This is a genomic window from Amycolatopsis sp. cmx-4-83 (genome assembly GCF_046548815.1).
Taxonomy (GTDB): Bacteria; Actinomycetota; Actinomycetes; order Mycobacteriales; family Pseudonocardiaceae; genus Amycolatopsis; species Amycolatopsis pretoriensis_A.
This window is the reverse complement of the sequence record NZ_JAEBEF010000013.1, coordinates 90,410-110,545: the sequence shown is the minus strand read 5'-3', so window position 1 is coordinate 110,545 and position 20,136 is coordinate 90,410. Positions and strand designations below refer to the sequence as shown.

Sequence of the window (20,136 nt, the reverse complement as noted above, 5' to 3'; positions counted from 1 at the left end):
AGCTATCTGGACGGAGCGACGATGAGCACACGACACGCGGTGATCTCCGGGGCGAGCATCGCCGGCCTCTCGGCCGCCTTCTGGCTGCGGCGGACCGGGTGGGACGTGACCGTGCTGGAGCGGGCGGAGGCCTTCCGCGACGGCGGCCAGAACGTCGACGTCCGCGGTGTCGCACGGGAAGTGCTGACGCGGATGGGGCTGACCGAGGCGGTGCGGGCGCAGAACACCACCGAAACCGGCACGGTCTTCGTCGACGAGCGGGGGCGGGTGCTCGCCGAACTGCCCTCCGGCGGCCCCGACGGCGGCGCGACCGCCGAGCTGGAAATCCTGCGCGGCGACTTCGCCCGGACGATCTTCGAGCACCTGCCCGACGGCGTCGAAGTCGCCTACGGCGAAACGATTTCCGCTGTCGAGGAAGGCGGCGGCGAGGTCACCGTGACGACGGCGGCCAGCCGGACGCTGCGCGCCGACCTGCTGGTCATCGCCGAGGGCGTGCGGTCCTCGACCCGCGACCGGCTCTTCGGCGACCTCGTCGACCGCCGCGAGCTCGGCGTCACCATGGTGTTCGGCACGATCCCCCGCACCGACGCCGACGACGACCGGTGGCGGTGGTACACGACCGTCGGGGGCCGGCAGGTCCACCTGCGGCCGGACAACCACGGCACCACCCGCGCCATCCTCACCGCCGCCCGGACGGCGGACCTCGCCCGGCTCGGCCGCGCCGAAGCCCTGCGCCGGGTCCGGCAGCTGTTCGGCGACGTCGGCTGGGAAGCGCCGCGGGTGCTGGACGCCTTCGACTCCGCCGAAGACGTCTACGCCGACGACCTCACCCAGATCCGCATGCCGGCCTGGCACCGCGGCCGCGTCTGCCTGGCCGGCGACGCGGCCTGGTGCGTCACCCCGATGGGCGGGGGCGGCGCGTCGCTCGCGCTCACCAGCGGCTACGTCCTGGCCGCCTGCCTGTCCACCGCCGAACCCGAAGAGGCGCTCGCGGCCTACGAGGACTGGATGCGCCCGCTCGTCGACGACGTCCAGCACCTCCCGCGCTGGATCGTCCCGATCGCCTACCCGCGCACCCGGGCCGGCCTGCGGCTGCGGCGCCTCGGTGACAAGGTGTTCACCTCGCGGCTGTTCGCCCCCGTCGCCGCCAAGTTCACCACCGTCGCCGCCACCGAACGACCGCTGCCACCCCTCGCGGTACCCAGCTCGCCGGGAGAATGACCCGGGACCTCGAGCCCGCCGCCGCGCACAGAAGGAGCACCGCATGGACGAGACACTGCTTGACGAGCGGGACGCCGCCCGGAGAGTGGACGACGTCACCGCCGCGCTGGATCAGCTGGCCGACGCCTTCGCGGAGGAAGAGGACCTGCTGGTGGTCCTGCAGCGGGTGTGCCGGCAGGTCATGCACGCGGTGCCGGACGCGGAGATCGCCAGCATCACGCTGCTGCGCGACGGTTCCCCGTACACGGCGACAGCGACCGGGGACAGCGCGCACGTCGTCGATCAGGCGCAGTACGACGCCGGGCGGGGCCCCTGCCTGGAGGCCGCCCGGACCGGCGAGCTCCAGCGGGTCGAGGTGACCGAAGCGGCGCGGCAGTGGCCCGAGTTCGCCGCGGCCGCGGCCGGGTCCGGGATCGTCGCCTACCTCTCCGCCCCGTTGTTCGTCGACCACGAGTACCACGGCTCGCTCAACTTGTACGACACCGGCGGCAACAGCTTCGGCGCGCTGGACGCGGCGCTGCTGGACTTGTACACCTCCGCCGCCGAGTCCGCGCTGCGCAGCACCCGGCGGCACCGGACCGCCCACGAGACCATGGGACAGCTGCGCAGCGCACTGACCACCCGCGCGGTGATCGACCAGGCGAAGGGCATTCTCATGGCCCTGCACTGCATCCCGCCGGAAGACGCGTTCGAGCTGCTCGTCAAGGCCTCGCAAGAGCAGAACGTGAAACTGCGCGACGTCGCCCAGGACTTCGTGACTTCCGCCACGCACCGGCAGTGACCCACCGCGGGCGGGCCGCGGCCGCCGCTACCCCCGCTCGGCGCGGCCGATCGCGCGCAGGGTGGCGATCGGATCCGCGCCCAGTGCGTGCAGGCCGACCTGGTTCGCACCCGCCGCCAGCTCGGCGCGCACGCCCGCCACGACCGCGTCCTCGTCCCCGTGCAGCACCAGCGCGTCGATCAACCGGTCGCTGAAGGGGTCGGTGAGGTCCTCGTCGGTGTACCCGATCCTCCGGAGATTGTTGGCGTAGTTGGCGATCCCGAGGATGGGCCGCACCCCGGCCCGGCCGGTTTCCCGCGCGCGGTCGACGTCGGTGTCCAGCAGCACGCCGTGGCCGGGCACCACGAGCTTGCCCGGGCCGAGGGCCTCCCGGGCCCGGCGGGTGTGTTCGGGCGTCACCTGCAGCGTGAGGGTGCCCGCGGCGCGTTCGGCCGCCAGCCGGAGCATCCTGGGGCCGAGCGCCGCCAGCAGCACGCGGTCGGCGGGGACGCCGGCCGCGGTCAGGGTGTCCAGGTAGCCCGCGGTCTTCGCGAGCGGGGACGCGTACCCGGCGTCGACTTCCCGGTGGCCGGCGCCGATGCCGACGAGCAGCCGGCCGGGGTGCTTCCCCGCGATCCGGTGGTAGGAGTCCGCGACGGTGCCGGCGTCGGTCTGCCACACGTTGAGCACGCTGGTGCCGACGACGATCCGGCCGGTGGCGTCGAGCAGCCGCTCCGCGGCGAGCAGGTCGGCGGCCGGCGACGCGGCGAGCCAGATCGCGCCGTAGCCGGCTTCCTCCAGCGCGACGGCGTCCGCCGCGGTCGCCTCCGCGGCGGTCAGGTAGGCGCCGAGCGGTCCGAGTTCGATGGTCATGATCACGACTTCAGCACCGGCCGCCGCGGCGAACCAGCCCCAACCGGCACGTGCTGCGATAAGCTCGCCTTATCGTCGAGGACGGCCGGGTGGCACATGGAACTGCGGGCACTGCGGTACTTCGTCACGGTCGCCGACGAACTGCACTTCGGCCGGGCGGCCGAGCGGCTGCACGTCGCGCAGCCCGCCGTCAGCCAGCAGATCGCCCGGCTGGAGCGCGAGCTCGGGGTCCGGCTGCTCGACCGCTCCCCCCGGCGGGTCCGGCTGACCGCGGCCGGGCAGCGGGTGCTCGAAGCCGCCCGCGGCACGCTGGCCGCCGCCGGCCGGGTGCAGGCGGCGGCGAAGCCGGTCATGACGACCGTCCGGATCGGCACGGCGGCCGGCCTGACCGCGCGCCTGGAACGCGGGATCGACGCCCTCCGCGAGCGGGCGCCGGAGTTCGACGTGGTGCTGGTCGACCTGCCCCTCGAGGCCCGGCTCAACGCGCTCCGGCAGGGTGACCTCGACCTGGCGCTGACCCGGGGCGTGCGGTCCGTGCCCGGGCTCGCGGTGCTGCCGGCCTGGACCGAACGGCTGTTCGCGGTGGTGTCCCGGCGGCACCCGGCCGCCGGCCGGCCCACCGCGGGGCTCGCGGAACTGGCCGGCGACGCGCTGCGCGTCCCCTCCCGCGAGCACGACCCGTCACTGCACGACGTCCTGGTCGACGCGCTGCGCGAGACCGGGCTGTGCCCGAAGGACGGCCGGCCGGCCGGCACCCTCCAGGACACGCTCGTCGAGGTCGGCTCGGATCCCCGCAGCTGGACGGTGCTGCCCGCCGACCAGGTCGCCGAGATCCGCTCGACCCGGGTGCGCGCGCTCCCGCTCGAGCCGGCGATCACGATCCCCGGCAGCGTCGTCGTCGCCCCGGACCAGGCGAGCAGCGGGGCCGAGTGCGCGGTGGCGGCCTTCCGCGACGAAGCGACGGACTGACCTCGCCCCGGGGGCGTCAGTCGGGCGCGTCCGCTGGGGCCGGTGCCGAGACGTCCGCCGGCCGCTGAAACTGCGTCGGCGGCCTGCTCGGCGATATGCTTCGCGCGTGGTCACGCAGCCGACCATGTTCGTTCGTCCCACCGAACCGGCTTGAGCAACCAGGCCGGACGCTGTCCCGCTGTCGGTGCGTGGGGTCACGGGGCCCCGGCCGGACGAACCGTGACGGACAGGCGGACCGACGATGACCCAGCCCGGCAGTGCACCGGTGGTCCCCCGCGGGCCCTCCCCTGCCGCCGACGCGGACCTGCAGGCCCTCTTCGGGCAGTCGACGGCGGTGTTCGCGTCGCTGGCCGGCCCGGCCCACGTGCTGGAGGCCGCGAACCCCGCGTTCTCCGCCGCGATCGGCGGTGACCGGGTGCGCACCGGAGTTCCCCTGGGGCAGCTGATGCCGGAACCGGCCGCGCAAGGCCTGCTGGGCCACCTCGACCGGGTGTTCCGGACCGGAACCCCGGTCACCGGCCGCAACACCCGGGTGGTGATCGGCAGCGGCGGCGACGCCCGCGAAGCCTTCTTCGACTTCACCTGTGAGCCCCGGCGCGACGCCGCCGGCAACGTCCTGGGTGTCCAGGTGATCGGCGTCGAGACGACCCAGGTCCGGCACGCCCAGCGGCTGGCCGCCGAGCACCGGCTGCTGCTGGAGCAGATCGCCCGTCAAGCGCCCCTGGAGCGGGTCCTGGACGGCATGGCCCGCACGATCGAGGAACTCGTGCCGGACGTGCTCGTGTCCGTCCTGCTCGCCGACGACGACGGCCGGCGCCTGCGCCACGGCGCCGCGCCCAGCCTGCCCGCCTTCTACAACGACGCCATCGACGGCATCACCACCGGCGACGGCGTCGGCTCCTGCGGGACCGCGGCCCACCGCCGGACCGCGGTGATCGTGACCGACATCGCCACCGACCCGCTGTGGGACGACTTCCGCGACCTCGCCGGCCGGGCCGGCCTCGCCGCGTGCTGGTCCACCCCGATCCTCGGCCGCGACGGCCGGCTGCTGGGGACCTTCGCGATGTACCACCGGAGCCCCCGCGCGCCCAAGGACAGCGACCTCGCCCTGGCCGGGATCTTCACCAGCACCGCCGCCCTCGCCATCGAACGGCACCTGAGCGACCAGGCCAGGCTCGCGGCCGAAGCCAAGGAAGCGGCCGCCCGCGCCGACCTGGCCTTCCTGCTGGAGGCCAGCACCGTCCTCGGCGGCACCTTCGACCACGTCCGGACGCTCGAGCACCTGGCCGCGCTCTGCGTGCCGGCCCTCGCCCCGATGTGCACCGTCGACATCGTCGAAGACGGCCACCTCCGGCGGGTCGCCACCGCCGGGACCGCCGGGGGCCGGCTTCCGCCGCCCGGCGACGACGTGACGGTCACCCGCGTCCTCGCGACCGGGACGACCGAGATCGCGCGCCGCGCCCCGGCCACGCCCGGACCGTGGGACGAACTGGGCGTCACCGGCTACGTCTGCGTCCCGCTGACCGAGCGCGAACGCACGTTCGGCGTGCTGCGCCTGCTCAGCACCGGCGACCGCGAACTCGACGGGCACGCCGTCGCCCTCACCGAAGAGGTCGCCCGCCGGGCGGCATCGGCGGCGCGCAACGCCCGCCAGTACAGCCAGCGAGCCGCCCTCGCCCGCGACTTGCAGGCCGGCCTGCTCATGCCGGATCTGCCCGACGTACCCGGCGTCGACCTCGCCACCGTCTACCACCCCGCCGGGGCGGGGCTGGAGATCGGCGGTGACTTCTACGACGTCTTCCCGCTCGCGGGCGAGGTGTGGGCGTTCATGCTCGGCGACGTCTGCGGCCGCGGCGCCACGGCGGCGACCACGACCGCGCTGGTCCGCCACACCGCGCGGGCCGTCGCGCCGCTGCTGGCCGAGCCCACCGCGATCGTCGCGGCGATCGACCGCGCGCTGGGCAACCGGCCGCACGCGCACGGCACCGACTTCGTCACCCTCGTCTACGGACACCTCAGACCCACTCCGTCCGGTGTGGACATCACCCTGGTGCGCGCCGGCCACAACTTCCCCGTGCTGCTCACGACCGACCGGCGGGCCCACGAGATCCGGGTCCCCGGCACCCTGCTCGGCGCTTCGGTCGCGGTCCACCACACCGCGTACGAGCTGCACCTGAACCCCGGTGACAGCCTGGTCCTGTACACCGACGGATTCCTCGAGGCCCGCAACGGTGCCCGCGAGGAGTTCGGCGAACACCGCCTCCTCGAAACCCTCACCGCGGCGCCCGCGCGCCCGCGCGCGCAGGACGTCATCCGGCGCATCACCGCGGCGGTCACCGCTTTCGCGGGTGACGCCGCCGTCGACGACGACCAGGCCGCGCTCGTTCTCACCGCCGCTTCCTGCGGCACCACCGCACCCGCTTGACCGGGACCGCGGTTGGGTATCTGGACGGCGATACGGCCAACGGACGCGGACTTCGACGGTGCGGGTGCTCATGCGATGACCGAAGACGACGATGGGAACGCGGCGCTGGCCGATCCCGGCCGGCTGGCGGCGCTGGCCGAAACCGGGCTGGGCGGCGAGCCGGACCCGGCGCTCGACGCGCTGGCCGAACGGGCACGCCGGCGCCTCGGTGCCCCGATCGCGCTGGTCTCCCTGATCACCGACCGGGAACAGGTTTTCCCCGGCCTGGCGGGTCTCGGTGAGCCGTGGGCCCGCACCCGCCGCACGGCCCTCGCCTCGTCGTTGTGCCGCCACGAGGTGGTGACCGGTGCTCCGCTGATCATCGAAGACAGCGGCGCCGATCCCCGGTCGCGGGACAACCCGCTGGTCGCGGCCCTCGCGATCGGCGCCTACGCCGGCTTCCCGCTGACCGACACCGCGGGCCGCGTCCTCGGCAGCCTGTGCGCCATCGATCACCGGCCTCGCCGGTGGCACGCGGACGAGCTCGTCGTGCTGACCGACCTCGCGCACGCCTGCTCGCTGGAACTGCGCCTGCGCATCGCCACGCGCGACGCCCAACGGGAACGAGCCCGCACCGACACGGCCGAAGCCATGCTGCGCGAGGCGTTCACCCGGTCCCAGCTGCTGCTGACCGCCTCGCAGTCCCTCGCCCACGCCGGAAACATCTCCCAGCTGCGCGAGATCGTCACCGACCTGGTCTCCGGCGACCTGAAACCCGCCTACATCGGGCTCACCCTCGCCGAGGGCGCCGGCGACCTGCACCGCATCGACGACCCCCTGCAGGCGCTCGGGCCCGAATCCGGCGACGAGCTCTCCCACGTCGAGGACGACACCCCCATCGCGCTCACCGCACGGGAAGCGAGGCTGCAGCTCTACACCGATCCGGAAGCGATCGCCGCGGCGTTCCCCGAGACCGCTCAGCGCCGCTACGCCGAACTGCACCTGTGTTCGATCGCGTGCGTCCCGCTGCCCGGCCCGGCCGGGGTGGCCGGTGTCCTGCTGTTCGGGTGGGACACCGCCCACGAAGTCGACGTCCACGAGCAAGCCGTGATCACGACGCTGGCCGGCTACGTCGGGCAGGCCCTGGAACGCGCTCGCTTCCTCGAAGACCGGGTGACCGTCGCACGAAAGCTGCAGGAGGCGATGCTGACCCGGCTGCCGGAGCCCGCCGGGGTGCGCCTCGCCGCGCGCTACCTCCCCGTCGGCCGGCTGGAGCAGGTCGGCGGCGACTGGTACGACGCCGTCGACCTCACCGGCGCCGGCCACGACGCCCTCGCGCTGGTCGTCGGCGACATCACCGGGCACGACATCCAGGCCACGACGCTGATGGGCCAGGTCCGCAACATGGGCAGGCAGGCGAGCTGGGAGCGACCCGCCGGACCGCCCTCGGCCGTGCTCGCCGCGGTCGAGCAGGCCTGCGCGGCCACCGGAGTCGGGGCGACCGGCACCGTGCTGCAGGCTCACCTGCGCCCCGAAACCGGGGACCGCTGGCTGATGCGCTGGGCGAGCGCCGGGCACCTCCCGCCGATCGTCCGCCACCGCGACGGCACCACGGAGGTCCTGTCGGGGGTGGACATGATGTTCGGCTACCCCGGACTGCGCAAAACCCCGCTCGTCGACCACCAGGTGCGGCTGCGGCCCGGGGACACCGTGCTGCTCTACACCGACGGCCTGGTCGAGCGCCGCCGCACCGACCTGGACGCCGGCATCCAGCGCCTGCGGGAGACCGCCGCCGCGCTGGACCCCACCGACCTGGCGCGGTTCGTCGACGACACCATCCGCCGCATGCTGGGCCGGGGCACACCGCACGACGACGACGTCGTCGTGCTCGCCGCGCACATCCCCGCCGCCGATCGGCGGTGACCGGTCGCGGGAAGTAACGTCGGCCGCACGTGGTGACAAGCCCTTGCCGGGGAGATCGCCATCCCGCACGATTCGCGGCCCGCACACCGCCGGTCACCACATCCCCGGCCCGGAACGAGGTCCTTCGTGACCACCCCGTCCTTTTTCGGTTCGATCACCCAGCGGGCGGGAGCGGTCGTGCTCGCCTTCACCGGCGAACTCGATCTCGCGACCGCCCCCGACGCCCGCACCATCGCCACGCGGGCCCACGACGAAGCCGCCGCGGCAGACCGACGGCTCGTGATCGACCTCCGCGCGGTCACCTTCCTGGCCTCGGTCGGCCTGGAGCTGCTGGCCGACCACCGCAGCAGGGCCACCGAGACCGGTGTCGCGATCGCGCTCGTCGCCACCACCCGCGCCGTCACGCGCGTGCTCGACCTGACCGGTCTGAGCGCCCAGTTCACCACCTACGCCGACATCGAACCGGCCGTCGCCGGCTAGGAGCACCCGGCAGGCCACCGGCGGCGATTGACTTCACCGCGGCCTGGGTATCGCCTGGGTGCGGACGTCTTCGGCACGGAGGACGGAAGCCCGGAAAGGGATGATCGGTCATGCCCGAAGGAAGCGTCACCGGGGGCGGGCCAGCGCCGTGGTCGCTCGATCTCCGCGGCACCACGGCACCGGTCCTGGTCGAGGTCCGCCGCTGGGCCTCCCGCACGCTGGCGCAAGTGGACGATGCGCACCTGGGCGACGTGCTGCTGGTCGCCACCGAGCTGGTGACCAACGCCTACGACCACGGGCAAGGGCCGCTGCAGATCCGCATGAGCCACACCGCGGAGCCGTGCCGGGTGCGGCTCGAAGTCGACGACAGCTCCCCGGACCTGCCCGTCGTGGCGGCACCGTCCCGCGAGCGGCTCGGCGGCCGCGGTCTGCAGATCGTCGACAAGCTCGCGGACACCTGGGGTGTGCTCGCGCACCCGGCGGGCAGCAAGACGGTGTGGGCCGAAGTGTCCTGCGCCGGTATCGACGCGTCACCCTGCGCCGCGCCGTCATCCGAGCCGGTCGAGGAACCAGCTGTGCCGCAGCCGGAGCGCGCGCTCGATGCTGGCCAGCACCGCGCCGGCGGTGAGTGAGGTGTTGAGCCACATCGGAAGCGCGACGGGTGAGACGAAGGTCCCGAAGCGCTCCGCGACCGGCGGGATCTTGAAAACGACCTCGACGAGCTGCGGGATCAGCAACAGCACCGAGATCACCAGCACCGCGACCGACGTGACACCGATGACCCGGCTCAGCACGGGATGAGCGCGGGCGAAGTGCTCCCGCCGCCCTTCGGCCGAGGCGCGATCCGGGACGAGCTGACGTTCACCTCCTTCGTCGCTGACGTAGTGGCAGCGCTTCAGCCCGAACGGCGAATCGGCGACTTCGATCGTGCCGCCCGGAACGGGAAAAGCCGCGGGAAGCTTGGATTCGGCGTGATGCCGTCCGTCGAGGTAGAGGTCCGCCGTACCGTTGCCGTCTTCGGAGAAGAACCGGCGGCGATGGCGGACGTCGACGGTGTAGACGTTCCGGCCGAGGTCGATCGAGTACAGCGAGCGTGCGAAGGGTTGCCACCATCGGAACGGCTGCAGTTCCCGTCCGGTACCGGGCTTGATCCGCTTGGCCGCGCGACGCCGGCGCCACTCACCCATGGTCAGACCCCCAGCACGCGGGGAACGAGGAAGTAGATCTCGAAGACCTCGTACGCCGCGCCGACGACGAACAACGCGAGCGCCGGTAGCCAGAGCGAGGCGAGCAGTCGCAAGCCTCGCCGGTATCCCTGCCCGCGCGTGCCGGCATCGACCGTGGCCGGCCGGAGCCAGGACCGGCCGAGCAGGTACGCGCCGAAGACCACAAGCACGTACGCCTGGAACTCGATGAGCAGCGTGAGCGAATGCGGTATCAAGGTCAGCCCGCTCGTCCGGTCGACCGGAGCGAGCGTGATACCGATGTCGATCGCCTTGACCGCGAAGACCGCCAGCCCCGCGAAAGGGACGACCATCGACGGCAGGGTGATCAACAGCAACGCGGTCGGGAACACGTTGACCAGGAAGATGACCACGGCGAACAGCCAGCCGTTGCCGACGACCGCGTTGACGAGCGCCCCCTGCGAACCGTCGGCGAACGACGCGGTCCGCGCGGCGCGCAGGCCCGGGAAGAGCGCGCCCAGCGCCATGCCGAGCAGGAACGCTCCATAGGTCAAGCCGGTGACGAAAAGGTACGCGCGGCGGTCGGCGCGGATGATCCGGAACGGCCTTCGGAGGCGGTCCATGGGGTGTCACGTCCACTTCGTTTGTCGAGCTGGAGGCCACTAACACACTGTGTTAGAGAAGGTCGGACGCGACTGTAGCACAGCGTGCTAGTACAGTGTGTTAGAGGAGGTGTGGCCATGACGCAGGAGACCGGCAGCCGGGACAGGATCATCCAGGCGGCACTGGCGATGTTCGCGGAGGATTCGGGAGCGAAGCTCAGCGTCCGGGCGGTGGCGGCACGGGCCGGGGTGAGCACCGGTTCACTCAGGTACCACTTCCCGACCCAGCGGATCCTGCAGGACACCGTCCTCGCCGTCATCTACGACGCGATCATCCCCGGAGACCTGATCCACGACCGGTCCGCGCCGGCCTCGGACCGGCTGCTCGGCTGCCTCCGCCAAGTGCTCACCGCCGCCGGAGTGGGTGACCAAGCCCGAGCGGGCTGGAGTGAGATCTTCAAGACGTTCATCGAGCCCGAACCGACCGACGAAAACCGCGCCGCCTACTTCGCCATCGACCAGGAAGCGCACCGCCGCGTCGAGTACTGGCTGACCGTGCTCGGCGACGAGGGCGCCCTCGCCCCGGGCGACAACGCCCGGCGGGCCCGATACCTCGTGACCGTCCTCAACGGACTCTCGATCGCGCGAGCCCTTCCCTCGGGCGAATCGATCCTGACCAACGAGACGGAGATCCTGCAGGACGCCGTCGACCACGTCCTCGACAAGCGCGCCTGACGGGGCCGTTCCCGCGGCGGACGGGGCACCGAAGCGCACCACCTCGCCGACGGGAACGGCCGTCCCGCAGGCCGCGGTCACCCCGACCGAGGCACTGCCCGGCACCCGCTAGCCGCGGACCATCGGGTTGCCGTAGCCGATGACGAGGCCCGGCGTGAAGGCGGTGACGCCGAAGGTCTTGTTCAGCAGCGCCGCCGCCGGTGCGGTCAGGGCCAGCGTGACGCCGTCGGGCGTCGCCGCGCCGATGGTGAACAGGTCGGCCCGGGTGCGGAAGTCGACCCGGCCGCTCAGCACGCCGCGGTCGAGGTCGATCGTGTAGCTGGTCAGGTACAGGCACTTTCCGCCGGCGCGCAGCAACAGCCCGCCGACGTGCTCGATGGTGCCGTCGGTGGGGTTGCCGACGATCGTGAACCCGAACACGGTCTTGCCGCCGGGGTGGCCGACCCGCGCCAGCACCGGCGAAACGCGCACCCCGAGCGAGGTGAGCGCGCCGGCCGCCGCCGGGTCCAGCGTCAGATCCGTGCGGCCCTTACCGAAGTGGAATCCGTGACCCTGCCAGGTGTGGTGCGCCGATGCCGAGACCCCGTGCGGCTGAGCCGCCTGGGCCGGGACCGCCGCCGCACCCGTCATGATCGCGGCCGCCGCGATCACCACTCCGAACACGCGAACACGCATGAAGGCTCCTTCTCGATGGTGGACGCTGGGGTTACGCCGGCGAGGCCGGCTTCGGATGCACCCGAGACACGGAAGACCGGGAGCTATGCGCTTCAGGTGCGATGCAAACCCGGCGATGGGGTTACCCAGCCAGCGTCCGCCGGTTTTCCGGCCTAGATTTGCATCGATCCTGAGTCGGCACGGAAGGCGGTCCACGAGTGGTGAGCAAACGGCGGTGCGCGGTGCTGGGCGCCACCGGGTTCGTCGGCACCGCGCTCGTGGCCGACCTGACCGCCGCCGGGCACCCGGTGCGGGTGCTGGCCCGCGCGCCCCGGCACACCTTCCCCGCCGACGTCGAGGTGACGCGCGGGGACGCCGCCGACCCCGCCGCGCTGAAGGCCGTCATGGCCGGGGCCGACGTCGTCTTCCACTTGGTCCACTCCTTGCGTGAACCGGACTTCGCCGACCGCGACCGCGTCATCGCCGAACGCGTCGCGTCGGCGGCCGCGGAAGCCGGTGTCCGGCAGCTCGTCTACCTCGGCGGCCCGCGCCCGGCCGCGGAAACGTCAGCGCACCTGGCCTCGCGCTCGGAAGTCGCCGACATCCTGCTCGCCGGCCCGGTCCCGGCCCTCGTGCTGCAGGCGTCGATGATCATCGGCCGCGGCTCCGCCGGGCTCGAACTGCTGGTGCGCACGGCCCGGCTCCCGATCCGGCCGCGGCCGCGGTGGACCGCCCGCCGCAGCCGCCCGGTCGCCCTCGCCGACGTCCGGCACTTCCTGCGGACAGCCGCGGACGCCGCGCCCGCGAACGGCCGGTTCGACGTGACCGGCCCGGAGCGGATCAGCTACCACGACCTGGTCCGGCGATGCGGGCGCGTCCTGCGCCGCCCCGAGGCACTCGCGGTGCCCGCCCCGCTGTGGTCGCACCCGCTCGCCGCGCTCGTGACGGGCCTGGCCACTCCCGTCCCCGCGTCGGTGGCCGCACCGCTGTTCGCCTCGCTCGACCACGACCTGCTGCCCGCCGACACCCCGGTCGAGGCGGTCCTGCCCGCTCCGCCCGGCGGGCCGACGAGCCTCGACAACGCCCTGCGCGCCGCGCTCGACACCCCCGCGGCCGTCGCGCCCGAGGGCCGGGCCCACGTCGGCGAGCACACCCGCTACACCCGCGCGAGCCCGCAGTCCGTGTGGGAAGCGATCACGCGGCTGGGCGGCGACGAAGGCCGGTTCCCGCCGGGGTTCGCGTGGGCGTTGCGCGGCGTGCTGGACCACGCGCTGGGCGGCGTCGGCCTGTACCGCGGACGTTCGCCGCGGCCGGGACCGGGAGACGTGCTGGACTTCTGGACCGTCCGCCGCCGCGACGACGCCCGTCGCGAACTGGTCCTGGGCGCCGAGATGCGCCTGCCCGGCGATGCCGAGCTGAGCTTGCGCGCCGAGCCCGCCGGCGCCGGAACGTGCCTGCGGCAACAGGTCCGCTTCACCCCGGCGGGCATCGTCGGCGACGTCTACTGGCACGTCCAGAAACCCGGGCACGACCTCGTGTTCGGCTTGCTCGCGCGCTCGATCGTCCGCGCGGCCGAACAACGGTGAGCGACCGACGAGTCAGGAACCTCCGGCGCTGATGGTCCCCTGCACCATGCTCGTCCCGTGCTCCTGCTGCCCGATGCGCTGAGCCGAAACATCGACCACCGGGAAAGCCTGCACCGTCACGCCACGAGGGATGGGAACGTCGGCGTACGTCCCGGCGGTGACGCCGAGGGGGATCATGGTGGTTTTGCCGTCGTAGAGCCAGATTTCGTAAAGACCCGCCGGCGCCGGCATTCCGGTCAGTTCGAGTTCGAGCCGCAACGTCCCGGAGCCGCTGTCGACGATCCGGGCTCGGCCGGCGGCGCCGGCGGGTGCGGCCGCCTGCCGGTTCAGCTGCGCTTGCGCGACCACCCGGCTCTCGTCCGGGCTGCCGGGCGTGAGAGCCACCGTCACCACGGCGGCCACGGTCGCGGCGGCCGCCGCGACCACGCCGTAGCGCGCGGCGGAACGGAAACGACGCCGCGAGACGCTCCCCCGAGCGGCGTCCACGCGCGGTGGTGCCGTCTTGTCCTGGGCATCGTGCGGCAGGTGACCGGTCTCGGCCGCGATCCGCTCCCACACCGCCGCGGCCACCGGCGGCAGTTCCGTCTCCGCGCGGGTTTCCCGGCCCAGGCCCGCTACCGCCTGAAGCGATTCGAGCTCCTCCCGGCAGGTGGCGCAGCCGCCGAGGTGCTCGGTGTCCGCCGTGCCCGGCTCCTGGTCGTCAAGGGCGAGCAGGACGAGGTGATCGCGATCGAGGTGCGTCATCGGTCACCTCCTCCGGCACGCTGTCGAGCTCGGAGCGCAGCTTCTGCATGCCGCGGCGCAGGTGGCTCTTCACCGTGCCGAGCGGCAGGCCGGTCCGCTCGGCGATCTGGGTGTGGGTCAGGTCAGCATAGAAGGCCAGCTCGAGCAGCTCGCGCTGCGCGTCCGGCAGGCGTCGCAGGCCGTCCGCGACGAGCAGCCGGTCCACGATCCGCTCGGGGGACTCCGCCGCCGTCGCCTCGGCCGGCGTGGTCGCGGCGACGGCCTCGGTGTCGCGCTGCCGTCGGCCGCGGGCGCGCAGCAGATCGACGATGCGGCGCCGGGTGATGCCCAGCAGCCAGGCCAGCAGGCCGGCCTTGTCCGGGTCGTAGCTGTGCCGCCCGTTCCACGCGGACACGAAGGTGGCCTGCACGACGTCGTCGACGTCCGCCGGATCGCGCAGGCTCGCGCGCACCAGCCGCTGCACGGCCGGCCCGTGCCGATCGAACACCGCCCGCAACGCCGCCGGCTCACCGCCGGCGAACCGGCGCGCGAGCTCGTCAGCCGTCTCGGCGTCATCGGGCACGGCCGACACCCTAACCGCACGCCCGGCCGACGCAACACCTTCCACCAGCAGCATCCTCGCGCACCTCGAGTCCGGTCCCCCTCGCCGCAGACACCCGGCGAACGGGGATACGCCCACGGCGGCCCCCGCGGATGCACCGCCGGCGGTGCCTCCGTTTCCCGGCCCCGCGGCGAACCACCGGCTGCACGAGCCACCTGTCCCGAAGGAGCAGCCGATGCCCGGAACCCCGCGTTCGCTCGTCGTGGTCGTCGCACCGGCGTGCTGGCCGTGCTGCCGGTCCCGCTTCCCGCCTCCGCGGCCGCGGAGTCCGTGGTCTCGGTCGTCCACGGCCAGCCGGTCGACGTATACGTCACCGGGAAGAAGACCCTCGGCAACTTCCAGCCCGCCAGCGTGGCCGGCCCCCTGAAGCTGACCGAAAGGCGTTCGCCAACGACGCGAGCCGGACCGCGCCGGGCAAAGCCCGCCTGGTCGTCCGGCACACCGCCGCCGCACCGGCCGTGGACGTGCGCGCCGGGGGCAAGCCGGCCTTCACCGGGCTCACGAACCCGAAGGAAGCCATGGCCGACCTCCCCACCGGCGTGGCCGGCACCGCCACCGTCGTCCTCGGGCCGAAGGACCTCGCGGCCGGCACCGCGACGATCGCCTACGCCATCGGCTCGGCCGACGCGAAGACCCTCACCCTCGCCGCGCAAACGATCAAGAACCTGGGCGCCGCCCCCTCATCCATGCCGACCGGCTCGGGTGGCCTGGCCGCCGAGGACGACGCCACCGGGTGGTCCCTCCTGACCGCGGGCGGCGTGCTGCTCGCGGTCCTCGGCGCCGCCCTGCTGATCCGCCGCCGTCCGGAACCCGCGTCGCGGTGAACCGACCGGCACGACGCGGTGTGTCCCGCCCGGCCGGGACACACCGCCGCACCGGCACCGCGCTCGTCTTCGCGGGAGTCATCGCCGCCGTCACGGGCACCGTGGCCACGGCCCCTGGGCCATCGGTCGCCGGCGCCCCTTCGGCAACCGAACCCGCCGGCCGAGGTGACGGCATCGACCCGGGCCGCACTGCTCCCGGCCCCGGCGCCTTCTTCCGCCTGCGCCGGCTCCGCCCCGGATCCCCAAGTCCGAAATAGACCTGCAGCCGTACTCCGACACCGACGGCAGTCCCCGCGTCACCCTTTCACCTGCGGTGGCACATTCGACAAAGCATCGCGGAACTACCGGGACAACGGTTCCCATCCGGCGGCGGTCAAATCGAGCCGGGCAGGTCAGCGCGGGGATTCGTCGGTGGGAAAGACGGCGTCGAAGAGCCACTGCAACGGCGTCCGGTGCGACTCCTCCCCGTCGGCGATTTCCTTGGCCTCGGACGGATCGGCAGCGTTGTGGACGTCCTCGACGAACCGGGCGAACCGCCGCAGATCGGCGCGTGCTCGAGTCGTGATGAGTCCCGATGCCAGCGCGATGCGCTCGCTGAGCGCGTCCAGTTCCAGCTCCAGCTCGAGGGTCACGGCAGCCGCGTCGTCGCCCGCCGGGGTCACGGTTGCGTGCCCCCGGTGGCGCGGGCCGCTCGCACTGACCCAGTCCAGCGTCCTGCGCTGCGGATCGGCGGCGACGTCGATGCTGTACCGGCGGGGAATCCCGGCGAGTGTGTACACGAACCGGAAACGCGCGGGATGCCCTTCGACCGGGAAAACCTGCTCGACCGAACGCATGAACCTCGGGTAATGGCTGAAGTCGGTGAACCACTTGAATGTGATGTCGGCCGGAACCGCCACGGCGGTCTCGACCTGAACGACGGTTCCCACGGTGCCTCCAAGGATCCGATCGGCTTGTCGTTTCGCCACCGAACCGTAGCCAGATCCCCCTTCCGGCGCTGACCGGTTCTCGGCCGGCCCTGTGCCGAAACCACGCCGTTCATGCGTCCCCACCAGCATGAATGACCCCATGATGAGGAACCGGCGACGCGCGATGCAACCACGATGCAAAACAGGCGCCGGATCGATTCTCAGCCTCGCGGGCCGACCAGTTCCGCCGCGCCGAACGACACGTTGAAGCGGTCGCACCACAGGCTCACGCTGGTGTACCCGGACAGGTCGGTACCCGCCGGAAGCGCGTAGTTCTGGTTACCCTTGTTGCCTTTGAGCTTGCCCGCGTCGAAGTGCCTGCCGTCGTCGAAGAGGGCCCAGCCGTCCTTGCCCGGTTTCACCGGCGCGTCGGTGAGCCAGACGTGCACGTCCGGGCCGCTGCTGGTGGCCAGGTCTTCCAGGCGCAGCACGAGTGATCCGTCGGCCGCGCGCAGGACCCGGACGGTGCCGCTGGTCGGGTGTTCGTGGCTGATCAGCGTGCCGGTCCCCAGTTCCACCGGCCCAGCCGGCCGCGAGACCGACCCGGGAGGCGGCGACGCGGGGAGCCACGGTTCCGGCGCGGGCAGCGGCTCCGATGCGGCGACCGGGAAAGCATCCTGCACCGTCTCGTCGACCCAGAGCCGCCACGGCTGGAACCAGTACAGGCCTGCCGCCACCGCGACCAGCCCCGCGACCAGAAAGCCGCCGAACCAGGGCCGGGTGAACAGGCGCCGCGCGCGGTTCATCTCGTTCTCCTCCGTCGTCCGTCGATGCCGTAGTCAACCGGACGAATCACCCAGCCGCACCCCCGTGCGCGGTTACCGATCCCTTACGGGCACCTCGGCCGGAGCCAGCAGGAACATCCCGACGGCGACGCCGACCATCGTGAAAACGCCCCGCGGCCAGAAAATGTGACTGTCCACGAACGACACACTCGCGACCAGGAGAACCACGGCACCCGGCGCCGCCCGCCACCCCACGCGCAGGGCGGCCGCGACGACGATCAGGACACTGGCGACGAGGAAGCACGCCGACCCGACGTACCCGAGAAGGTCCCCGGCCGCGAACACGGCACCGACGACCGGCGTGGCCCCGTGCTGGGCGTGCACCACCGTCCCGGCGGCAATCCCCGCGACGGCGTCGAGACCCCCGTAGAAGGCCGCGAACCCGAACGCGGCCAGCCGCCCAGGCCACCGCAGCCACGGCGGCGCGGGAGTCAGCAACGACCACTGCGCCACGGCGAGCAACGGGAAGACCGGCAACAGGACGACGTGCAGCGTAGCCCACCAGGACGCGCTGGCCGCGTCGAGCTGCCCCGGATGCACCACACCGAACCCCGCAAGCAGCAACCCGGGCGCGGCGAGGAGCGCACGTCGCTGCCATGGTGACCTGAGCACCGGGCGACCCTAACCCTGATCACCGGGCCGGAAGATTAACGAACCCTTACGTCGCGCGTCCCCGGCCCCGCCGCACGGCCTGTTACGGCATGGAGAACATCAGGGTTGACCAGCTTGACGCGACGGGAAGAGCGATCGGACATGACGAAGGAAATCATGGTCCGTCGCCTGTGGACCGGGGCGACGATCTGCATGCTCGCCTTGGCCGCAGCGGCCGCCGCGGTGTCCGATGCGAAGGTCAAGCTTGCGTTGTCGCTTCTCGTCCTCGTCCTGCTCGCGACCGTGCTCCTGTCGGCGACGCGGAGGCTTGCGCTGCGGCGCGTTTGAACAGCGTCCCGAGTTGATCGAGCCGGGCGCGAAGGTGCGTGGCCGCCGCACGCGTTCGTCGCGTAGCAGGCCGGCGGCACACACCCCGCACACCACTGGGGCCGGACGTCCTCGGGACAGCGCGGTTTCGCGGTCCACACAACGTCTTCTGCGCAAGTCGGCTCCGATAAGCACCGCGACACCCGCTCGTGCTCGCCGGACTTGAGGTGGCTCAGCCGGGCAGCGGGCGAAGGCCGTCCATGAGGAGATCCAGCAGGCGACCGGCCTTGGCTTCGTGCTCGGGCCGGGGAGCCACGGTGAAAATCCCGATGAGGGAAGCCGCGATGTCGTCGGCGGTGACGTCGGAGCGGAGATCTCCCGCCACACCGCCGGCGTCGAGGATCGTGGTGATGGCCGCCAGCAGCTCGGTGCGGGTCCGGGCGTGAGCGATCTCGCCCGACTCGATCATCGCGAGCAGCGTGTCGAGCATGCCGTTCTTGGCCGCGATCCAGTCGCCGAACAAGTCCATCCAGCGCCGCATCGCCGCGGCCGGGGGCAGCCGGCCGAGCAGTTCGCGGGCGCCGGTCGTCAGGCGCACGACCTGGTCGCGGTAGACCGCGTCGACCAGCGACTCGCGGGTCGGGAAGTGCCGGTAGAGCGTGGCGATGCCGACTCCGGCCTCGCGGGCGATCGCCCGCATCGACGGCTCGGCGTCAGCCGCCACGAACATGCGGGTCGCCACCGCGAGCACCTGGTCGCGGTTGCGAGTGGCATCCGCCCGCGGTCCGCGCACCTCCACCTCAGCCAAAACGGATCACGCTCCGGTTGTGTTAGGGTCATCCGAGTAAACGGAGCATAGTCCGTTTCACGGCGTTCCCTCGACCTCAGGAGACCGGAAATCATGAGCGATCACCCGCCAGCCAAGAGCCGGGCGGCCCAGCTCGACTCCTTCGGCGGCCCGGAAGTCCTGGACGTCCGCGAGGTTCCCGCTCCGCAAGCCGGCCCGCGACAGGTCCGGGTGCGGGTCACCGCGGCCGGCCTGAACCCGATGGACTGGATCATGACCGCCGACGCGGACACCGCCGCCCGGTTCGGCTTGAGCCTCCCGGCCGGGTTCGGGACCGACTACGCGGGAGTGGTCGACCAGGTCGGCACCGGGGTGAGCGGCTTCGCCCCGGGCGACCGGGTGTTCGGCGGCGCCCTGTCCCGCGCGGTCGCCGACTTCGTGGTGGTCGACGCGACCGGGGTGACCGCGGCGAACGAGGTCCACCACACCCCCGACGACGTCGACGACCGCACCGCCGCCACCCTCGCGATCGCCGGCCGCACGGCATCCGCTGCTCTCGCCGTGATCGCCCCTGGCCCGGCCGACACCGTCTTGATCGGCGGTGCGGCGGGCGGGGTCGGGGTGTTCGCGGTCCAGCTGGCCCGGATCGCGGGAGCGCGCGTGCTCGGCACGGGATCGGCGGCCTCGGCCGGTTTCCTTCGCGACCTCGGAGCCGAGCCGGTCGCTTACGGCGACGGCCTGGCCGACCGGGTCCGAGCCCTCGCGCCCGGCGGCATCACCGCCGCCATCGACCTGCACGGCACGGAAACAGCGCACACCGCACGGGAACTCGGCGTCCCGGGCGACCGCATCTGCACTATCGCCACGCAAATCGACGGCGTACCGGCGGCCAACGGCGCGAACGCCGAACCCGGGGCCCTGGAGGAGATCGCCCGCCTGGTCGCGCAAGGCCGGCTCCGGGTACCCATCGCGGCCGGCTTCCCGATCGACCAGATCCGCGGAGCGGCCGAACTCCAAGCCGGCCGGCACGTGCACGGCAAGGTGGTCATCGACCTCTCGCGACGGTGAACCCGACGTCGTTCTCAACGTGGACTGCGGCCACCTCCTCACGGCTGGAC

Annotated in this window: 22 protein-coding genes; 12 read left to right on the top strand and 10 right to left on the bottom strand. The window is 72.7% G+C overall.

Annotated elements, in window-relative coordinates; genetic code table 11:
• Positions 1-21: 21 nt before the first annotated feature.
• Both ACLJQM_RS36810 and ACLJQM_RS36805 read left to right on the top strand, forming a co-directional pair.
• Positions 22-1,221: an FAD-dependent monooxygenase gene (locus ACLJQM_RS36810; RefSeq protein WP_410634939.1), complete on the top strand. Its 1,200-nt coding sequence runs from the start codon at positions 22-24 to the stop codon at positions 1,219-1,221.
• 43 nt (positions 1,222-1,264) lie between these two features.
• Entirely contained in the window at positions 1,265-2,002 is a 738-nt protein-coding gene (locus tag ACLJQM_RS36805) for a GAF and ANTAR domain-containing protein (RefSeq protein WP_247024973.1), read from the top strand.
• Positions 2,003-2,029: 27 nt separating this feature from the next.
• On the opposite strand, the gene ACLJQM_RS36800 is transcribed toward ACLJQM_RS36805, so the two are convergent.
• On the bottom strand, positions 2,030-2,854 hold the full coding sequence (locus ACLJQM_RS36800) for a TIGR03620 family F420-dependent LLM class oxidoreductase (RefSeq protein WP_410634938.1): 825 nt from the start codon (positions 2,852-2,854) through the stop codon (positions 2,030-2,032).
• Between the two features lie 96 nt (positions 2,855-2,950).
• On the opposite strand from ACLJQM_RS36800, the gene ACLJQM_RS36795 reads away from it, so the two are divergent.
• From ACLJQM_RS36795 to ACLJQM_RS36775, 5 genes are all read left to right on the top strand, one after another.
• Positions 2,951-3,823, top strand: coding sequence for a LysR family transcriptional regulator (locus ACLJQM_RS36795; RefSeq protein WP_410634937.1), 873 nt, complete (start codon positions 2,951-2,953; stop codon positions 3,821-3,823).
• Between the two features lie 241 nt (positions 3,824-4,064).
• A complete protein-coding gene (locus tag ACLJQM_RS36790; protein ID WP_410634935.1) occupies positions 4,065-6,248 on the top strand; it encodes a SpoIIE family protein phosphatase in 2,184 nt (727 codons plus the stop codon).
• Positions 6,249-6,323: 75 nt separating this feature from the next.
• On the top strand, positions 6,324-8,150 hold the full coding sequence (locus tag ACLJQM_RS36785; RefSeq protein WP_410634934.1) for a GAF domain-containing SpoIIE family protein phosphatase: 1,827 nt from the start codon (positions 6,324-6,326) through the stop codon (positions 8,148-8,150).
• A gap of 126 nt (positions 8,151-8,276) precedes the next feature.
• A complete protein-coding gene (locus ACLJQM_RS36780; protein WP_247024978.1) occupies positions 8,277-8,630 on the top strand; it encodes an STAS domain-containing protein in 354 nt (117 codons plus the stop codon).
• 110 nt (positions 8,631-8,740) lie between these two features.
• Positions 8,741-9,262 (top strand): ATP-binding protein, encoded by a 522-nt coding sequence (locus tag ACLJQM_RS36775; RefSeq protein WP_410634932.1) that lies wholly within the window; start codon positions 8,741-8,743, stop codon positions 9,260-9,262.
• Here the strand turns inward: ACLJQM_RS36775 and ACLJQM_RS36770 are convergent.
• Together ACLJQM_RS36770 and ACLJQM_RS36765 are read right to left on the bottom strand one after the other, a co-directional pair.
• A complete protein-coding gene (locus ACLJQM_RS36770) occupies positions 9,179-9,817 on the bottom strand; it encodes a hypothetical protein (RefSeq protein ID WP_410634931.1) in 639 nt (212 codons plus the stop codon). The two genes, ACLJQM_RS36775 and ACLJQM_RS36770, sit on opposite strands and share 84 nt — an antisense overlap.
• Before the next feature lie 2 nt (positions 9,818-9,819).
• Positions 9,820-10,437 (bottom strand): stage II sporulation protein M, encoded by a 618-nt coding sequence (locus ACLJQM_RS36765; RefSeq protein ID WP_410634930.1) that lies wholly within the window; start codon positions 10,435-10,437, stop codon positions 9,820-9,822.
• A gap of 117 nt (positions 10,438-10,554) precedes the next feature.
• Between ACLJQM_RS36765 and ACLJQM_RS36760 the strand changes: the two genes are divergently transcribed.
• A complete protein-coding gene (locus ACLJQM_RS36760) occupies positions 10,555-11,151 on the top strand; it encodes a TetR/AcrR family transcriptional regulator (protein ID WP_360773046.1) in 597 nt (198 codons plus the stop codon).
• 108 nt (positions 11,152-11,259) lie between these two features.
• Here ACLJQM_RS36760 and ACLJQM_RS36755 read toward each other — a convergent pair whose 3' ends face one another.
• A complete protein-coding gene (locus ACLJQM_RS36755) occupies positions 11,260-11,826 on the bottom strand; it encodes a hypothetical protein (RefSeq protein ID WP_360773049.1) in 567 nt (188 codons plus the stop codon).
• A 200-nt stretch (positions 11,827-12,026) separates the two neighbouring features.
• On the opposite strand from ACLJQM_RS36755, the gene ACLJQM_RS36750 reads away from it, so the two are divergent.
• Complete coding sequence (locus ACLJQM_RS36750) at positions 12,027-13,391, top strand: DUF2867 domain-containing protein (protein ID WP_410634928.1); 1,365 nt, start codon at positions 12,027-12,029, stop codon at positions 13,389-13,391.
• Between the two features lie 12 nt (positions 13,392-13,403).
• Here ACLJQM_RS36750 and ACLJQM_RS36745 read toward each other — a convergent pair whose 3' ends face one another.
• Positions 13,404-14,135 carry an anti-sigma factor domain-containing protein gene (locus tag ACLJQM_RS36745; protein WP_360773055.1) on the bottom strand — a complete coding sequence of 244 codons (732 nt, stop codon included), beginning with the start codon at positions 14,133-14,135 and terminating at the stop codon, positions 13,404-13,406.
• Positions 14,092-14,697, bottom strand: a complete 606-nt coding sequence (locus tag ACLJQM_RS36740) for an RNA polymerase sigma factor (protein ID WP_360773057.1) — start codon at positions 14,695-14,697, stop codon at positions 14,092-14,094. The genes ACLJQM_RS36745 and ACLJQM_RS36740 overlap by 44 nt, the downstream gene beginning before the upstream one ends.
• Before the next feature lie 497 nt (positions 14,698-15,194).
• Here ACLJQM_RS36740 and ACLJQM_RS36735 point away from each other — a divergent pair, with 497 nt between their 5' ends.
• A complete protein-coding gene (locus ACLJQM_RS36735) occupies positions 15,195-15,560 on the top strand; it encodes a hypothetical protein (RefSeq protein ID WP_410634927.1) in 366 nt (121 codons plus the stop codon).
• Positions 15,561-15,952: 392 nt separating this feature from the next.
• On the opposite strand, the gene ACLJQM_RS36730 is transcribed toward ACLJQM_RS36735, so the two are convergent.
• From ACLJQM_RS36730 to ACLJQM_RS36720, 3 genes are all read right to left on the bottom strand, one after another.
• Positions 15,953-16,618: an SRPBCC family protein gene (locus ACLJQM_RS36730; RefSeq protein WP_410634926.1), complete on the bottom strand. Its 666-nt coding sequence runs from the start codon at positions 16,616-16,618 to the stop codon at positions 15,953-15,955.
• Positions 16,619-16,689: 71 nt separating this feature from the next.
• Entirely contained in the window at positions 16,690-17,274 is a 585-nt protein-coding gene (locus ACLJQM_RS36725; RefSeq protein ID WP_410634925.1) for a DM13 domain-containing protein, read from the bottom strand.
• A gap of 72 nt (positions 17,275-17,346) precedes the next feature.
• On the bottom strand, positions 17,347-17,925 hold the full coding sequence (locus ACLJQM_RS36720) for a hypothetical protein (RefSeq protein ID WP_410634924.1): 579 nt from the start codon (positions 17,923-17,925) through the stop codon (positions 17,347-17,349).
• Positions 17,926-18,066: 141 nt separating this feature from the next.
• Here ACLJQM_RS36720 and ACLJQM_RS36715 point away from each other — a divergent pair, with 141 nt between their 5' ends.
• A complete protein-coding gene (locus tag ACLJQM_RS36715; protein WP_410634923.1) occupies positions 18,067-18,252 on the top strand; it encodes a hypothetical protein in 186 nt (61 codons plus the stop codon).
• 211 nt (positions 18,253-18,463) lie between these two features.
• Here ACLJQM_RS36715 and ACLJQM_RS36710 read toward each other — a convergent pair whose 3' ends face one another.
• Positions 18,464-19,039 (bottom strand): TetR/AcrR family transcriptional regulator, encoded by a 576-nt coding sequence (locus tag ACLJQM_RS36710; RefSeq protein ID WP_410634921.1) that lies wholly within the window; start codon positions 19,037-19,039, stop codon positions 18,464-18,466.
• Positions 19,040-19,132: 93 nt separating this feature from the next.
• Between ACLJQM_RS36710 and ACLJQM_RS36705 the strand changes: the two genes are divergently transcribed.
• On the top strand, positions 19,133-20,086 hold the full coding sequence (locus ACLJQM_RS36705; protein WP_410634920.1) for an NADP-dependent oxidoreductase: 954 nt from the start codon (positions 19,133-19,135) through the stop codon (positions 20,084-20,086).
• Positions 20,087-20,136 lie beyond the last annotated feature (50 nt).

What these genes read in the sequence shown, in the direction of transcription:
- ACLJQM_RS36810 (WP_410634939.1), top strand. Translation starts at nt 22, where the DNA reads ATGAGCACACGACACGCGGTGATCTCCGGGGCGAGCATCGCCGGCCTC.
- ACLJQM_RS36805 (WP_247024973.1), top strand. Translation starts at nt 1,265, where the DNA reads ATGGACGAGACACTGCTTGACGAGCGGGACGCCGCCCGGAGAGTGGAC.
- ACLJQM_RS36800 (WP_410634938.1), bottom strand. Translation starts at nt 2,854, where the DNA reads ATGACCATCGAACTCGGACCGCTCGGCGCCTACCTGACCGCCGCGGAG.
- ACLJQM_RS36795 (WP_410634937.1), top strand. Translation starts at nt 2,951, where the DNA reads ATGGAACTGCGGGCACTGCGGTACTTCGTCACGGTCGCCGACGAACTG.
- ACLJQM_RS36790 (WP_410634935.1), top strand. Translation starts at nt 4,065, where the DNA reads ATGACCCAGCCCGGCAGTGCACCGGTGGTCCCCCGCGGGCCCTCCCCT.
- ACLJQM_RS36785 (WP_410634934.1), top strand. Translation starts at nt 6,324, where the DNA reads ATGACCGAAGACGACGATGGGAACGCGGCGCTGGCCGATCCCGGCCGG.
- ACLJQM_RS36775 (WP_410634932.1), top strand. Translation starts at nt 8,741, where the DNA reads ATGCCCGAAGGAAGCGTCACCGGGGGCGGGCCAGCGCCGTGGTCGCTC.
- ACLJQM_RS36770 (WP_410634931.1), bottom strand. Translation starts at nt 9,817, where the DNA reads ATGGGTGAGTGGCGCCGGCGTCGCGCGGCCAAGCGGATCAAGCCCGGT.
- ACLJQM_RS36765 (WP_410634930.1), bottom strand. Translation starts at nt 10,437, where the DNA reads ATGGACCGCCTCCGAAGGCCGTTCCGGATCATCCGCGCCGACCGCCGC.
- ACLJQM_RS36760 (WP_360773046.1), top strand. Translation starts at nt 10,555, where the DNA reads ATGACGCAGGAGACCGGCAGCCGGGACAGGATCATCCAGGCGGCACTG.
- ACLJQM_RS36755 (WP_360773049.1), bottom strand. Translation starts at nt 11,826, where the DNA reads ATGCGTGTTCGCGTGTTCGGAGTGGTGATCGCGGCGGCCGCGATCATG.
- ACLJQM_RS36745 (WP_360773055.1), bottom strand. Translation starts at nt 14,135, where the DNA reads ATGACGCACCTCGATCGCGATCACCTCGTCCTGCTCGCCCTTGACGAC.
- ACLJQM_RS36730 (WP_410634926.1), bottom strand. Translation starts at nt 16,618, where the DNA reads ATGCTGGTGGGGACGCATGAACGGCGTGGTTTCGGCACAGGGCCGGCC.
- ACLJQM_RS36725 (WP_410634925.1), bottom strand. Translation starts at nt 17,274, where the DNA reads ATGAACCGCGCGCGGCGCCTGTTCACCCGGCCCTGGTTCGGCGGCTTT.
- ACLJQM_RS36715 (WP_410634923.1), top strand. Translation starts at nt 18,067, where the DNA reads ATGACGAAGGAAATCATGGTCCGTCGCCTGTGGACCGGGGCGACGATC.
- ACLJQM_RS36705 (WP_410634920.1), top strand. Translation starts at nt 19,133, where the DNA reads ATGAGCGATCACCCGCCAGCCAAGAGCCGGGCGGCCCAGCTCGACTCC.